This is a genomic window from Microbulbifer okhotskensis, from assembly GCF_023895975.1.
GTDB lineage: Bacteria > Pseudomonadota > Gammaproteobacteria > Pseudomonadales > Cellvibrionaceae > Microbulbifer > Microbulbifer okhotskensis.
In genome coordinates, this window is record NZ_JALBWM010000004.1 from 24935 (window position 1) to 39320 (window position 14386).

Annotated in this window: 15 protein-coding genes; 3 read left to right on the plus strand and 12 right to left on the minus strand. The window is 51.1% G+C overall.

Annotated features, from left to right (window positions below; all coding sequences use genetic code 11):
* Nucleotides 1–1695 carry a hypothetical protein gene (locus MO867_RS01570; protein WP_252464188.1) on the plus strand — a complete coding sequence of 565 codons (1695 nt, stop codon included), beginning with the start codon at nt 1–3 and terminating at the stop codon, nt 1693–1695.
* Here the strand turns inward: MO867_RS01570 and MO867_RS01575 are convergent.
* Both MO867_RS01575 and MO867_RS01580 read right to left on the minus strand, forming a co-directional pair.
* Complete coding sequence (locus tag MO867_RS01575) at nt 1684–2259, minus strand: lipocalin family protein (protein WP_252464189.1); 576 nt, start codon at nt 2257–2259, stop codon at nt 1684–1686. The genes MO867_RS01570 and MO867_RS01575 overlap by 12 nt on opposite strands.
* A 140-nt stretch (nt 2260–2399) precedes the next feature.
* A complete protein-coding gene (locus MO867_RS01580) occupies nt 2400–3176 on the minus strand; it encodes a ferredoxin--NADP reductase (protein WP_252464190.1) in 777 nt (258 codons plus the stop codon).
* 124 nt (nt 3177–3300) lie between these two features.
* Here MO867_RS01580 and MO867_RS01585 point away from each other — a divergent pair, with 124 nt between their 5' ends.
* Entirely contained in the window at nt 3301–4179 is an 879-nt protein-coding gene (locus MO867_RS01585) for a LysR family transcriptional regulator (RefSeq protein WP_252464191.1), read from the plus strand.
* A gap of 47 nt (nt 4180–4226) precedes the next feature.
* Here the strand turns inward: MO867_RS01585 and MO867_RS01590 are convergent, their stop codons facing one another.
* The 9 genes from MO867_RS01590 to MO867_RS01630 all read right to left on the minus strand — a co-directional run bounded on the left by MO867_RS01590 (nt 4227) and on the right by MO867_RS01630 (nt 12524).
* Nucleotides 4227–5852, minus strand: coding sequence for a M28 family metallopeptidase (locus tag MO867_RS01590; RefSeq protein ID WP_252464192.1), 1626 nt, complete (start codon nt 5850–5852; stop codon nt 4227–4229).
* A gap of 182 nt (nt 5853–6034) precedes the next feature.
* A complete protein-coding gene (locus tag MO867_RS01595) occupies nt 6035–6778 on the minus strand; it encodes a hypothetical protein (protein ID WP_252464193.1) in 744 nt (247 codons plus the stop codon).
* Between the two features lie 14 nt (nt 6779–6792).
* On the minus strand, nt 6793–7203 hold the full coding sequence (locus MO867_RS01600) for an ACT domain-containing protein (RefSeq protein ID WP_252464194.1): 411 nt from the start codon (nt 7201–7203) through the stop codon (nt 6793–6795).
* Between the two features lie 399 nt (nt 7204–7602).
* Entirely contained in the window at nt 7603–8328 is a 726-nt protein-coding gene (locus MO867_RS01605) for a hypothetical protein (protein WP_252464195.1), read from the minus strand.
* A 12-nt stretch (nt 8329–8340) separates the two neighbouring features.
* On the minus strand, nt 8341–8820 hold the full coding sequence (locus MO867_RS01610; protein WP_252464196.1) for a hypothetical protein: 480 nt from the start codon (nt 8818–8820) through the stop codon (nt 8341–8343).
* A gap of 268 nt (nt 8821–9088) precedes the next feature.
* Nucleotides 9089–9553, minus strand: a complete 465-nt coding sequence (locus MO867_RS01615; protein WP_252464197.1) for an ecotin family protein — start codon at nt 9551–9553, stop codon at nt 9089–9091.
* Nucleotides 9554–9596: 43 nt separating this feature from the next.
* On the minus strand, nt 9597–10802 hold the full coding sequence (locus MO867_RS01620; RefSeq protein WP_252464198.1) for a c-type cytochrome: 1206 nt from the start codon (nt 10800–10802) through the stop codon (nt 9597–9599).
* Nucleotides 10803–10928: 126 nt separating this feature from the next.
* Complete coding sequence (locus MO867_RS01625; protein ID WP_252464199.1) at nt 10929–11615, minus strand: thiol:disulfide interchange protein DsbA/DsbL; 687 nt, start codon at nt 11613–11615, stop codon at nt 10929–10931.
* Nucleotides 11616–11849: 234 nt separating this feature from the next.
* Nucleotides 11850–12524 carry a c-type cytochrome gene (locus MO867_RS01630; RefSeq protein WP_252464200.1) on the minus strand — a complete coding sequence of 225 codons (675 nt, stop codon included), beginning with the start codon at nt 12522–12524 and terminating at the stop codon, nt 11850–11852.
* 124 nt (nt 12525–12648) lie between these two features.
* On the opposite strand from MO867_RS01630, the gene yihA reads away from it, so the two are divergent.
* Nucleotides 12649–13308, plus strand: a complete 660-nt coding sequence (yihA, locus tag MO867_RS01635; RefSeq protein ID WP_252464201.1) for a ribosome biogenesis GTP-binding protein YihA/YsxC — start codon at nt 12649–12651, stop codon at nt 13306–13308.
* A gap of 300 nt (nt 13309–13608) precedes the next feature.
* On the opposite strand, the gene MO867_RS01640 is transcribed toward yihA, so the two are convergent.
* A complete protein-coding gene (locus MO867_RS01640) occupies nt 13609–14067 on the minus strand; it encodes a hypothetical protein (RefSeq protein WP_252464202.1) in 459 nt (152 codons plus the stop codon).
* Nucleotides 14068–14386: the final 319 nt, after the last annotated feature.

The following is a 14386-nucleotide window of genomic DNA, read 5'->3' on the forward strand; positions in this document are numbered from 1 at the left end:
GTGATTGAGTTAGTGATACCCGGCCTGTGCCTGCTGGCCTGTACAGCTTCAATTTTCCTATTGCGAAACCGCCGCCGCGCCAATCCACTCGACTATGGACTGCAACTGGCCATATGGCTGAGTGCCTGGATGCTCTGGCAGCCACCGGCAATAGTAACGGCCGAACGCCATGCCCACCTCGACAGCGAAGAAGTTGCCAGTGCTTTACCGGTAAATCTCAGCGGTGTGGAAACCCTCACACTGAGCGGTATGCCGCTCAGCCGCGACGCCCTGCGCGATTTGGCCCCGGTGCGCCTGAATTTATCCAGTACCCCAATTCACGATGCCGGCTGGGGCTTCTACTGGCAGCGACAAGTCACCTTGGGCGAGTCCCTGCAATTTCAGATTCACAGCACTCAGCCACTGGCAGAAAACACACAATTCAGTTTGTTGAATCCCTACGGCGATATCGAAGATAGCCTTGACTTGAAAGCGGGAGAAAAAGTACAAGCACAACTCAGTGCCACCCCCAAACTCAGTGGCCCACAGCTTTACCAGGTGCGAATTGACAGTGCTGCTGGCGAAAGTCGTTTCGAGCCGTTGCCTGTCGTGGTTCAGCAACCGCTCCAGCCCAAGGTATTGCTGTGGCTTGCTCGCCCCTCTTTCGAAACAGCTGCCCTATCCCGCTGGTTGCGTCAATCTGGCGTAGCGACACAGGTGATGACCCAGTTAGCACCTGAAATTATAAGAATGGAAACACTAAACGGGCTGCAGCTTAACGAGGCACAGGATCTACTGGCAGAGACAAGCCCCTTCGATTTGTTGATTCTCGATAGTGACCTGTGGCCACAATTTACCCCTCAACAAAGGCGGCAGCTTGACTCTCTGGACTCACAGAAGTCTCTGTTATGGATAGTGAGTGGTGATTATTCCAAAGCCTTTCTCCAGTACAGCAGCACCCAGTCCATGTCACTGCATAAAGCAGGGAATACCAAATCTGCTAGCAACAACTCGATCGGCTTTGGTTCTCAACAAGCTCACACCGCTACTACTCCTTCCCTGGCTACACTGGGTTTTCAAGTCATACAGCCCGGCGCAACTGATTTCTTAATGGGCAATCGAGAAAATCCACTCTTCTGGGGACGCTCAACCGAGGAACAGCATTTGGGATTTATCCTATTTAGCGACAGCCATCGCTGGCTCACTAGTGGCTTCGCCACAGAATTCGCCAGCCTATGGAAATCCATTATCAATCACCAACTCAAGCATCTGGGTTCACGGCTGCCAATCATACTCTCCAGTGAACTACCGCGTGCCCAGCAACGCATCACCCTGTGCAGCCCAAAGTTTAACGGCACCAGTCCACTATTATTTGATACTCGAAATGAATCCCAGCCCATCAGTGGCGTCGCTGAAAGTAGCAACACCCGTGGCCAGTGCCATACTTTTTGGCCAAGCAGTGCTGGCTGGCACCAGCTAAAAGCTGAAAATAACAGAGATCTTCCATTTGATTTTTATGTCTTTGCCAAAAAGGACTGGCCTCTCTGGCAGCACGCCCTAAATACCCAACAAACCCAGCAAATGGCCACTGCGCGTCTGGGGCCGATAGACAATACCGACTCAAGCAAAGTCCCGATCGGACGCCTATGGCCGGCCCTACTTTTACTATTACTGGTCTGTTTAAGCTGGTGGCGCGAGCGCGCCTTATTGCACTGAGCCTGGTGCTGAAGGCTGCACTGAGTTTTTTATAACCGGTTGGGCTTCCTGCTTGGGAAAGATCAGCTGGTCGACAGGATAGTCCATCGCCTTGGCCTTCTGTAAAAATTGCTCTAGCGCGGCCTGAGGCATAGTTGGGGTGCGAGATAGTATCCACAAATAGGACTTGTCGTAACCGGATACCATCGCGTATTGATAATCATCTGCCAGGGCAATCACTATATAGGCAGAGTAAAAAGGCCCAAGGAAAGAGACTTTCAAATGGCCCACATTTTCGGGGCCTACAAACTCGGCCCGTCCCTCCGCCAGCTGCCAGGCATCCCGTCCTTTGGAGTAGCCGGTATTTACCACGGCGACCGAACCGTCAGGGTTGAGGCTATAGTCCGCCGTCACCAAAGTCAGACCCCGCTCAAAAGAGTGATCAAGCCGAGCAATTTCATACCAATGACCCAAATAGCGCTGCAGCTGGAAATTCTGCACTGGCTCCACCCCATCCGGTACCCGTGTACAGGCACCCAGCCATAGGAAAGAGAGCAGTAATAAACCCAGCGAAAACAACTTCATTTCGACACTCCCAGAAAAAATGCCTTCGAATCAGGGTAAAAGGGAGATGTTTTACACACTCAGGATAGTTTCTGTGGAGCCTATTTCACCCATAAAAAAACCACCCCGCAGGTGGTTTTTTTATCACTGGGTAAACCAGCTTATTTTTCTACGAAAGCGCGCTCGATCACATACTCGTGAGGCACTCCTGCACGAGTCTCTTTGAATCCCCAGTCATCCAAAATATTGGTAAGGTCTTTCAGCATTCCCGGGCTGCCGCACAGCATAAAGCGATCTTCTTCAACGTTCGGTTTGGGTACACCCAGGTCGGTGAAGAGCTTGCCGGACAACATCAGATCGGTCAGACGTCCGGTATTGCGATAGGGCTCACGGGTCACTGTGGGGTAGTAAAGCAGCTGTTCACTCACCATTTCACCGAAGTACTCGTGTTTGGGCAGCTCGTTCTCAATATGATCCCCATAAGCCAACTCGGATACATAGCGCACACCATGGGTGAGAATCACTTGATCAAAGCGCTCGTAAACGGTCGGGTCTTTAATGATGCTGAGGAAAGGCGCCAGACCGGTACCGGTGGACAACAGCCACAAACGCTTGCCCGGCAACAGGTGGTCTGCCACCAGAGTACCGGTGGGCTTGCGGCTTACATAGATCTCATCTCCGGGTTTGATCTTCTGCAGCTGCGAGGTCAGGGGGCCATCGGGAACCTTGATGCTGAAAAACTCCAGCTCGTCTTCATAGTTGGCACTGGCAATAGAGTAAGCGCGCAGCAGGGGGCGACCATTGTCCTGCTGCAGACCGATCATCGTAAAATGTCCATTCTCAAAGCGAAAACCCGAGTCCCGGGTAGTCTTGAAGCTGAACAGCGTATCGTTCCAGTGATGGACATCCAACACCTTTTCTATATTCAATTTGGACATAAACTTAAAACCGGTTATTCCGCAAGCCTCTTGATAGTTGAATTCTAGCCCTGGAACATCTATTGGCAAAGTGGGATATTTCGATATTCCTTATCTAATTTAACGATTAAGCGGAGATACCAGGTTGCGCTATACCCTACGCCAGCTGGAAGTGTTCCTCGCCTGCGCCCACCACGAGAATGTGAGCCGCGCCGCAGAGAGTCTGAACATGTCCCAGTCCGCTGCCTCAGCGGCACTCAAAGAGTTCGAGCAGCAGTTTGAACTGCGTCTGTTCGAGCGAACCGGCAAGCGCTTGCGTATCAACGAACTGGGTCGACAGCTGTGGCCACGGGCAGAAGAGCTGCTGGAGAGAGCCCAGGAACTTGAGCAGACACTGGCGACCCATCGCGAGCTCGGAAGCCTCAAGATTGGAGCCACCCTTACCATTGGCAACTACCTGGCTGCCAGCGTCATGGCCCGCTATATGGAAGAACAGCCCGGCACACAAGTTCAACTGGAGGTTGCCAATACCGCAGCCATTGCCGAACGGGTGCTCAATTTCGAATTGGACTTGGGACTTATCGAGGGGGAAATCAATCACCCCGACCTGGAAATGATCCCCTGGCGCCGAGATGAATTAGTCGTCTTTTGTGCCCCCTCCCACCCACTGGCAGAGCGCAAGCGCCTTGCCGACCAGGACCTGATCAACGCCACTTGGATTAGCCGGGAATCCGGTTCGGGCACCCGTCAGACTTTTGACAGAGCCATGTCCGGGCTTTTGCCCCATTTACATATTCTCTTGGAACTACAACACACAGAGGCAATTAAGCGGGCCGTGGAGACGGGGCTGGGTATCAGCTGTCTATCCCGAGTGTCACTGGCAGATGCATTGAAACGCGGCTCACTGGTTGAGCTACAGGTCCCTCAGCGGGATCTACGCAGAGAATTTTACTTTGCATTGCATCGGCAGAAATATCGGAGCGCGGGAATAAAACGCTGGTTGGAGTTGTGTCGGCAAGCATAAAAAAGCCACCTCACGGGTGGCTTTTGAGTACTCTATTGTTTTTCGTGTTAATGAGTAGAAAACAACTCGCCAAAAAAATCTCCTTCGTACCAATAGGGCCGCTGATCCGTATCTGCAACTTGCCGCGCGATCAGATAATTCACCTCGGTAAACTGCTTCGCCGCCTCGTAGTTAATCTGCTCATCGGCAGTATCTCCAGGCTTGTGGTAACGCTCTCGCAGAAAAGCGCTTTGCATTGCCGTGCCATCCACTGAGGGGTCTTTGGCCTCCCGACCAGTGATCAGATATATCGCTGGCACGCCGCGGCGAACAAAATTGTAGTGATCACTGCGCACAAAGATCACTTCTTCCGGCATGGGATCGGGGCTAAGTTTGAGTCCTGAGCGGTGCGCTGCGTTTTCTGCTATTTGTCCCAGGGAGGAGTGTTCTGCACCGAAGGCAATAATGTCGCGGAATGGATAGAGCAATATCGGCATATCCAGATTGATATTAGCCACGATAGACTGCAGCGGCACCGTAGGATACTCAGCAAAATAGTCCGATCCCAGCAGGCCTTTCTCCTCTGCAGTTACCGCGACAAACAGCAGTGATCGGCGCGGAGCGTGCCCGGATTCCATAAATAAGCGTGCAGTCTCCAGCATCACTGCAATACCGGCGGCATTATCCTGGGCACCGTAATAAATCTGGCCATCTTTCTTTTTGCCGATATGATCCAAGTGTGCTGAAAAAACGACGTATTCATCGCGCAATTGGGGATCGCTGCCCGGTAACACCGCAACCACATTAGGGCTCACAATCCGCTGGTGCTTGGAACTGCTGCTCAGCTCCGCCCGATACCCCAAGGGAAAACCCTTGGGGGTCTTTTCACTCTCAATATCGGCAAAAATGCTCTCAAGACTGCGCTCTGCATTCTTAAATAGCTTCCTCCCCGCAGCAATACTTAACATAATTCCCGAATGCAGCCCTGGTGTGGCACTGCCAGGCATATTATTTTTTTTAATCCAGTCGAATGTGTCGTCGTAGCGGTGTTCTACATAGTATTCAAATGGCCGACGCTTCTCGCGCTCTGGTGTATGCAGCCTAATATAACCAATGGCGCCATGACTGGCAGCTGTTTCGCGCTTAGTACGCGAAGACGCGTAGTGAGCCCCAACTTCACTGGGCAGGCTCTGCGGACGCCCGGACAGCATAACCACAATTTTTCCCTGCACATCCAGTTCGGCATAATCATTGATATCGTATTCAGGCGCCTCAATGCCATAGCCTACAAAAACCAGCTCCGCACTAATTTGTGAGCGCTCACTTAGGGCGGAGGGTGCTTCGAGGAAGTCCTCGCCAAACCGCAAAGCAATCTCGCTCTCGCTGTCTTTCAAAACAAGTTCAGGCTCACCGCCATTCCAGCTGGCACTGCGAAAAGCCACATCCTGGAAATAACCTTGTTCACCAGCTGGGGCCAAGCCTATCTGTTCAAATTGCTCTGCGACATACTGGGCCGCCTTGCGGTATCCCTCACTACCGGTATCCCGACCTTCGAGTTCGGCAGAGGCCAGGTAATTGATATCTCGGCGAAGTTGATCGCTGTTTGCAGAGGGGGTTACCGTCGTAAAGTTCGGGGTGGTACAGGCCACTAACAGTGCCACAACCAAGGCACCCAGCAGAATTTTGGCTCTCATGGGAAGTACTACTTTTCAGGGAAATTAAAGCGTGTTAGTACTCGGACAGACCTTATAGTCTATGAGCAATAGGACGTTTGTACGACCTTGAATATCGACCAATCCTATCATGAACCTGGCCAATTTTGTCAGATTTGAGTAAGCGCTTACTTTAACGAAAAGGACCATTTGTACTTATCGTTCTATGCCGCTTTCTTAACACCGGCAAATGCCCGGCCTACAGCAGAAGTAACCAGTTCATAAGCACTATCTGCACAAAAATCTCCATGCGCGGCAAGAAAGTGTAAAAACGGCTGCTCCAATATGCGTTGGAAGTCCTGCTCTAACCATAAGCCGGGATCTTTACCTACAGCGGTCACCCTCGCCCGCCAAGCCGGCACCACTTGCATGCCTTTGCGTATTCCCGAGAACCTAAGCAGGCTGCGTCCAAACCAATTGCAACCGTGCCAGGAATCCCAGTACTGCAGCGCATCACAGCTGACCAACAGTCCACCATTGTAGGGAAGCCACAATACTGCTTCGGGAAACTGGCTGCGTGAGAAAGCGATAATACGCCCTCCAGGTATGGGACATGGCCCTGCCCCGCGCAGTACTTTGTCAGCTTCAGGAGGATAAAAATTTGAGCCCCACTGCCGCCAAAAGGTCAGGTTGAAACGATCGCGGTAATAGAGATCATCTTGGCCGTGGTGATAACCGAGGCGGATTGCGTGACACACCCTGCCTAAATCTTTTAATTTTTCCTCCTGTTGCGGACGCAGTCGCACAGGGTTAATCAAAGTAAGCTGGTCTCCCCATCGGGCAATACCCATATTCCGATTAATAGTAGCCCCTGGTGCTAATTTGATAGTACCGGGCACATAAAAAAAATTGGGCAAAAGCTGACGAATCTCACCATGGGGTTCAGTGGAGGGGTAGTTAATACGCACAATTTGACTTCAGATCAAACATATTGAAACCGGCTGCGTACCCCACGCAGAATTTTTAGGGCGAACTCCGCACTGTCTTCAGGCACAAAAATATGATCAAATTTAAGTGCAGAAACCACATTAATATCAATCCCCGCTTCTGTTAATTCATGGACAATAATGGGGATTAGCTTTACCGTATTAACCCCAGCCGGCACTTGTAAAGTAATCTGGCGGAAAGGTGCACTTGCGGCCATATCAAAATGCTGAGCCGAACGTTGAGGCAGTATTACACTCATTCCTTCACCTTCGCGAAAAAAACATAGACTTTCGGCCAGTACCTCCGTCAGGAGCGTATCCGACACCTGACAAAAAACATAAATTTCGTCATGTAACCTGGGGTACAGGGTTTTCACTACTTTTTGTTGAGATACGTCAGCCTTCATACCTTATTGCCATCTCAAGGTAGTTTCCCAGTTACTTGGCAACGCCAATTTATTTAACCCGGCAGTATCAGATGAGGGCTGAATTTCCCTGAACTCATGGGACTTCCACCTCTGCAAAGGTACAGCACTCTATAAGCCGCTGCTTGGAGAGCGGGGAGTAGGATTCTAACCGGGCATCATATTTTAATTTGACGAAAGTCTATTCACTTATTTTTATTTCAGAATAATTTAATTGGTTGGTACGAATTTTTAATAACAAAAGGTTGTTAAGGCAAAAGAAATACTATTGTTCTAGGTTTTTTATCGTTGAATTTTCCAGGCAACTTCGATGAAACTGTATATTTTTAGCAGCAAATATAAAAAATAGAATTTCTATTTATCAGCGGCCATACGAATCCTCTATGGATTACGGAGCTCTTCCCCATCAAATTCAGGCTCATCCGGTGAGGGGGTCGTATCCACATCCTGCAAGGCTTCTTCTGTCTCCCAGCTTCTAAGTACCGCATCAATATCTTTTTCCAATCGTACACTGGGGAATTTAGGGCAAGGAGAGTCCGGTCCCGGATCGTGCCATGCAGACAAAGGAGCAACAAATACAACCAGTGATTTGTGCAAACGATTTCGTCCGATACTCACTTCAGTCCAAGTCGTTTGCCATGAAAATTTACCCCGTACAGCATAATCGCTTTCATAGGATTTTAAGGTGAGAAAGTAGGGATAAATTTTTCCTTGGCGACAAATAATTCTTCTACCTGTTTTGATATTCGCCATTTGCGTAAAGGGGTCAAAATACCAGTTGATGTCGTAGCCGAACACAAACTGCATTTCCCCATTGCGCCGGAGGAATGCGTAGGAGCGCCCAGTACCATCAGCTTTTAAGCTCCACACATGTCGGGCTTCACCATCGCGGGAAATCAACCAGGAGCCCACCCATTGCTTTGCATCGTAGCGCGACTTAGCGTGCCAGCCATCACTTATTCTTTTACGGCGTTCTTCACTGGCGTGCACCGTGGAAGCAACACCAAAGACAAGCAGGGCTGAGATGAGATAAGCTTTTAGCAATACCCAGCCGCTACACATTTTTGGCATCGCCCACAGAGCGCTGTGCCTTTTGACAATACGCACGGTAATAAACTGCTAGCGACTGACAATATCCGGGCAACTGCCACCGGCTTTTGGTGTTCTCCAATCGGCCAGACGACGTTGGAAGCTTAAAAGTCCTCCACCCGCCTGCAACCAGTGGCGGCCATCAATCACGGCGAATAGTAAAGTGGCACGGCTCCAATCCCGGAAAGCTACAGAAACTACTCCACCCTTACAGCGCACAGAGGTACCCGTCCGGACCCGGACCCGATCACCATCCAATTGCCAGTTAATAGCAAATCCATGGGTCAATAAGCCTTTGGCACTAAATCCATAGGCAAACCCGGAACCATCAGCTTCAAGTTGCCACACTAGCTGATCGTCTCCCTCGCTTACGACCAGCCAATTTCCGGCCCATTTTTTCTGTGCCGATTCCGCCGAACAAAGCAGTGGAATTAACAAAAAAACAGCGGTAATAAGCGGTCTAATAAAATTGCCGAAAAGACGTTTTAATAAATGACGCAAATACTTCATGCGCTGCCCTACGGGTATCTGCCCCTGGAAAATACAGGGGTCGGGTTATTGCAAAAGGCAGGGGTTAAACTGCCAATTTTCCTTTTCGATTACCGGGCTACAGCCTCAATCATCGGTGTGAAAAATTGCTGAGGCGCTATTTTTCACATCCCTTGAAAAGTAAGGCTAGACGCAAATTACAACGGTGGCAGGATAAACATTAAAAATATTCAATTTAACGTCAAATTCCCAATGAGAATATAGAGTCAGCTTGAAAAGGGAGGTTCAACTATTTGGACTTTGCATCGGAGAAATTTTTATCCGCCCGCCAAACCCGATACTTTAATTGAACACCCTTGGGGAGGTAGACAACGAGCGGTAAATTACTGTTATAGGGCAGTAGTAATCCGTCGCCACGGACCGTGATAAATCGCCGGGTCTCAGTGCCTGGGGCACATACCTTGCGGGTGTCCATAGTCGAACTAAGATCAGATAAAACATAGTAGGGATAGCCCCAACCTGGGAGCACTTCCCGCTGTAATGGCGCACTGAAACTACGCAGATTACAATCCGCAATTTCACTTCTACCCGGTATCAGCTCCACCCTGAAGCGGCTTTCATCCACAACTTTAGGCAGCACTATTACATGGCGTGACTTACCATTCACGTCGAGTGGGAAAGCATCCAACGGTTCTGCGGCATAGCTACTCGTCACCAAGAACAGAACAAAGACTGCGGTTAGTACTTTTTCCATGGCGCCCTCACTGCTCAGCCAAAGGTTTGGCGGATAAACCTTTTCAAAGTCTAGACCGCTTTCGCTCGCGCAATCCCCACCAGAGTAAAAGCCCCAAGCCAAGCGCCAGTGAGAATAGCAGCGCCGCCCAGAGATAGCCGCGTCTCTGACTCAGCGGAGGCTCCAACTTGGTATGTGCCACATTGAGGCTTGCCCGCAAGTTTTGTAGTGCGGCAATAATCTCTGTGCTGCTGGCACCGCTAATCAAGTCACTGCGCAGCTGATGCCACTGAGCCTGTAGCTGATTGACCAGTAATTTATCCCGCACCTGCAGCTGCGGGCGCAAAGGTCTATATCCTTCGCGATAAGCCAGTATTAACTTGTTGTAGGCCGCTGAGCTGTCCCCTGCCCGATAGTCAGTCTCAGCCAACTGCAGCAAGCCAACGGCCCGCACCAATGGATGTTCCAGGGCCCTGATCAGATGAGGATGGCCACGCCACCACATCAAGGCCTCTTGCAGTTCCTGCGGGAGTTCGGCCGGCTGGCTTGTTGCCAAACCGGGTAGGCCCAAGAGCCCGGGATAGCGCCGAGCCAGATCCGGGGAAGGAGATAACTGATGGTTCACTGCGAAAGAAGCAACGGTTACCGCCAGTGCCCAGCGCTGCAGTCCACTCAGGTTTCCATCAATATCGCTGCCGTGAACAGAATCCACGGAGGGGTCCAAAGTGTTATATAGATCGTAGAGGCTGAAACCGGCCATCCGCTTAGCGTCACTGAAATCCGGCCCTTTGGAGCTACCTTCACCATTGTTACCATGGCAACTGGCACAGCGCTGTTGGTAAACCGGCATCATAAAATCCGCAGAGGGCAATGAGTAAGTGGGTGAGCGCTGCAGTTGGTAGAGCGCAGCTAGTCGATCAGCGATAGCATTGGCGCGGCGGCGCACTTCTGCTCCGGATTTTTTGTTTTCGATCGCCTCTCTCAATACCCCCAGACTCTCTTCCAGATTGGCCCGCCCCGGCCTGTCGGGAAGCCGGCCTACCAATATAAGAATTTCATCGATATGACGACGCTGAAAAGCGTATAGAGGTGTATTGAGAAGCTGTCCACCACTGACCGCATCTCCATAGTTCACAGCGATATACGAAAGGAGATTGCTGGCCTGCGCTGCTACCGTATCACTTGAGGGCTGCTCTTGGGCCGAAAATCCCTTAAAAGGCAGCACTGTGTAAATAGATAGCAGAAGAAACCAAATCCATTTGCATCGCATAGGTAGCTTCCGGATCGAGCAATAATTTGCAGAGACAGGTACTGCCCTGGTGCTTGCGGAGTACCCTTTTAAGAATAGGGAAATAAAAAACCCCGCTCTGGGCGGGGTTCTTAAAACCGGGGAGACTTAACCGCGATCGGCTCGCTCTTTTGCAATCAGGTAGTCCGCCACTTGCAACATTAACTCCTGACCGTTGCTCTTTCCTTTATAACCGGGGAAGGATGAGCTGATACGGTATTTACCTGCCACAACCACTTCAGGAGTACCGGTCATCTTGTAGGCACGCTGGTTGGCCATACCCTGTTTCACCTTGCTGTTAATAGCGAAGGAATTCATCAGTTTGGCCGCTTTGACTCCATCTTCACCATTCTTGTTGAACAGCTCTTCAATGGCCTTCAAGTCGGGGCTCAAATTACGGCCCTCGCGAATGGCCAGCATCTGCCGCTGGTTGTAAACGGTATTGAAGATCGGAGTGTGCATTTTTTCCAATACGCCCATAGCATCTGCTACGTAATAAAGACGTGCGTGTACATCCATCACTGGCCGCCAGATGGCCGGCAATTTCACCAGCGACACATCGCTGGGCATTTTTTCTTTCCAGCGGTCCAGCGTCGACTCAAAATGAAAGCAGTGGGCACAGCCATACCAGAACATCTCGGTCACTTCGATCTTGCTATCACTTTTCTGCGGCACTGCTTGCGGTAATACTTCAAAGTGCTGGCCCGCTTTAAACTCGCCACTTTCCTGGGCGCAGGCAACAAGGCTGAACATCACAGCCAAAACCATCGTGATCGGGGCGAGAACTGCTCTCATAAGTCATCTCCAACTTTTATTTCGTAGTGCGAACGCCAAAAAGCGGCGGGCTGTCGGGCCACTCAGGACACAATAGACAGCGCTGATTATTTAAGTTCCCGCACTCTCACGCAAGGAAACACTGCAAAAACTGACCAATTGATCACCATCAGGGCACACAGAGCCAGGCAGTGGACGTAAAAAAGGCCGGTCAATAGCCGGCCTCAATGTACTTAAACCTAGTAACTGATCAGTTTAATTAGTCAAGCCGGCAATGTAGTTGGCCAGCGCTTTGATCTCTGCATCGGATAACTGCTTGGCGACGGTACGCATAATGCGAACTTCTCCGTCATTCTTGCGAGTGCCGGCACGGAAGGCTTTCAGCTGAGCTTCGATATACTCGGGATACTGACCGGACAGACGCGGATAGGCAGCCGGCGCATTGCCCTGACCCGTGGGTGAGTGGCAGCCCATACAGGCCGGAACTCCAGTCTCCATATTACCTGCACGGTAGATTTTTCGACCAAGGTTCAGGCCATCGACATCTTCACCGTCGTTCAACATGACCGAAATGGCTTTAGAGCCAGACAGCTGCATCGGCTGTGAAGCAAAGTAAGCGGCGATATCCTGTAGGTCCTGGTCGTTGAAATTATCCAACTGGCCGATCATCTGTGGTACATCACGGACTTTCTTGCCTTCAGAGTCACCTTTGATATCTTTAAGTTGCTTGTACAGGTATTTTTCACCGAGGCCAGCAATCTTTGGAAATGCTGGTGAAAGACTGTTACCGTCGTTACCGTGGCAGGCGGCACATTGAGCGGCCTTGGCCTTACCCGCAGCAGCATCGCCGGCAGCTATAGCCATGGGCACGGCGCCCATGCCGAAAACCAAACCGAGTGCCAAAGCAGTGTTCTTGATAATGCTGTTCATACGTCGTCCCGTTGCGCGCTGAGAGATGGCGTTTCGCTCCGCCCCCGATAGTCCTGCGACGCGAAAACCGCGGCATTATATACTTGCGCGCCAAGCTAGTGTACCGAATAAACAGACTTATACGATGTCAAATACTGAATTTAAAGCTCAAGCACCAAAACTGGACTACCGTTCCATAGAATTTCTCACCAGTGCACCGACTCTGACAGAGTGTCCAGAGGACTTTGGCGCCGAGGTGGCCTTTGCTGGCCGCTCCAACGCGGGGAAATCCAGCGCTATCAATGCCCTTACCGGAAATAATAAGCTGGCGCGTACTTCCAAGACTCCGGGACGCACCCAGCTGATCAATTTCTTCCGTATTTCAGAACAGCAGCGGCTGGTCGATCTTCCCGGCTATGGCTACGCTAAGGTCGCTCGCAGTATGAAGGACGAGTGGCAACGACACTTGGCGACTTACCTGGAGAAACGAGGGTGCCTGCGCGGTCTAGTGCTGCTGATGGATATTCGCCAGCCCCTGAAGGAGTTCGACCTGCACATGCTCACCTGGGCCGTCGAAGCTGGCCTGCCAGTGCATATACTGCTCACTAAGGCCGACAAAATGAAAAATGGCCCAGCCAGTAACACCCGATTTGCGGTGGAGAAAGCGCTCAAGGAACAGGGACTGAACCGGGGCGTAACCCTACAGACCTTCTCATCAACCAAAAAGAGCGGGCTCGACAAACTGGAGCGAAGACTTAACGAGTGGTTGGCCGAGGTTTCAGAGCCGGACGCCACTGAAGACTGAGCACTAAAAAATAAACTGCGAGCCTGGGGGCACAGCGCCCCCAGGCTCGCAGATAAGTTCAGTTCAAACACAACTTAAAAATGAACTCCGGGCATAGCGGCAGTAATTGTTTCACCCTACTGAACGGAAACCAGAGAGCGGAGCAGTATGCGGTGTAACTGCCGGCGCGCCCCCGGAGTTAAACAATGCAATTCCTCTGCATGTAAGTATCTCTGGGCAAGGAGAGCGATCAGAGTCTCCTCGCGAATGGCAATCATCAAAAAACGGGAATTGCCATGGCTATCCATCTCTGCAGCCTCCTCAGTGCAGGCTGTTTCCGCCGTTGATAGAGGCGGAAAATCTGGTTCGGGATTGATCACGTAACTGCAGCTGGGTTTCTTCTGGATAAAGAGCGCTGATGCAGTCTGCTGCGATCCTTTGCTTGTGGCTGTCTCCCAGTTCACGGGCAAGGTATGAGCTGGCGCCGGCAAGTATGTAGCTACGAAGTTTTTCATCGCCTCGCTCCCGGTAGGCAGCCATTAACCAGATCGCGCTCTCACTAAAGCGCGCCGCTGAGATGGCATAAGTCGGCCACTGTTTTTCCAGCAGGAAACTGGCCAGATCAAAGGCGCATCCCAGATAGGAAATCGCCTGTGCATGGTCGCACTCTTCAGTCAAAATCTTGCCGCGCTCAATCCAGTCGAGCCAGGCCTTTTCCGTACGATCCGTATCAGCGGTCAGCCATTGACGGTGGTTGGCACACAGGTAACGTAAATTCACGGTAACCCCCTATTTAACAGGCCATCAAAGGTAATGCGAACCATTATCATTTGCAAGTGCATTTGTTGTGGATTTCCCGGGAGGAGGGCGGCCGAACGATTGAATCGTGATGTTTTGAGTGTTGAAGGAGGGAATCACCCATAAAAAAAAGCCGGCAGATGGGGACTGCCGGCCAGGGGACAGTGCCCTTGGGGTGGGGCACTTATCAAGCGTATCCAGGGGGACGGGTACGCTTGAGGGTTCTTTACGCTGCATATTCCCTATACGTAGTCGAATAGTAAGCTCACTTTTTTTGCTTCCCAAGCACATCTTTTGCGCC

What these genes read in the sequence shown, in the direction of transcription:
- MO867_RS01575 (WP_252464189.1), bottom strand. Translation starts at nt 2,259, where the DNA reads ATGAAGTTGTTTTCGCTGGGTTTATTACTGCTCTCTTTCCTATGGCTG.
- MO867_RS01580 (WP_252464190.1), bottom strand. Translation starts at nt 3,176, where the DNA reads ATGTCCAAATTGAATATAGAAAAGGTGTTGGATGTCCATCACTGGAAC.
- MO867_RS01590 (WP_252464192.1), bottom strand. Translation starts at nt 5,852, where the DNA reads ATGAGAGCCAAAATTCTGCTGGGTGCCTTGGTTGTGGCACTGTTAGTG.
- MO867_RS01600 (WP_252464194.1), bottom strand. Translation starts at nt 7,203, where the DNA reads ATGAAGGCTGACGTATCTCAACAAAAAGTAGTGAAAACCCTGTACCCC.
- MO867_RS01610 (WP_252464196.1), bottom strand. Translation starts at nt 8,820, where the DNA reads ATGAAGTATTTGCGTCATTTATTAAAACGTCTTTTCGGCAATTTTATT.
- MO867_RS01615 (WP_252464197.1), bottom strand. Translation starts at nt 9,553, where the DNA reads ATGGAAAAAGTACTAACCGCAGTCTTTGTTCTGTTCTTGGTGACGAGT.
- MO867_RS01620 (WP_252464198.1), bottom strand. Translation starts at nt 10,802, where the DNA reads ATGCGATGCAAATGGATTTGGTTTCTTCTGCTATCTATTTACACAGTG.
- MO867_RS01625 (WP_252464199.1), bottom strand. Translation starts at nt 11,615, where the DNA reads ATGAGAGCAGTTCTCGCCCCGATCACGATGGTTTTGGCTGTGATGTTC.
- MO867_RS01630 (WP_252464200.1), bottom strand. Translation starts at nt 12,524, where the DNA reads ATGAACAGCATTATCAAGAACACTGCTTTGGCACTCGGTTTGGTTTTC.
- yihA (WP_252464201.1), top strand. Translation starts at nt 12,649, where the DNA reads ATGTCAAATACTGAATTTAAAGCTCAAGCACCAAAACTGGACTACCGT.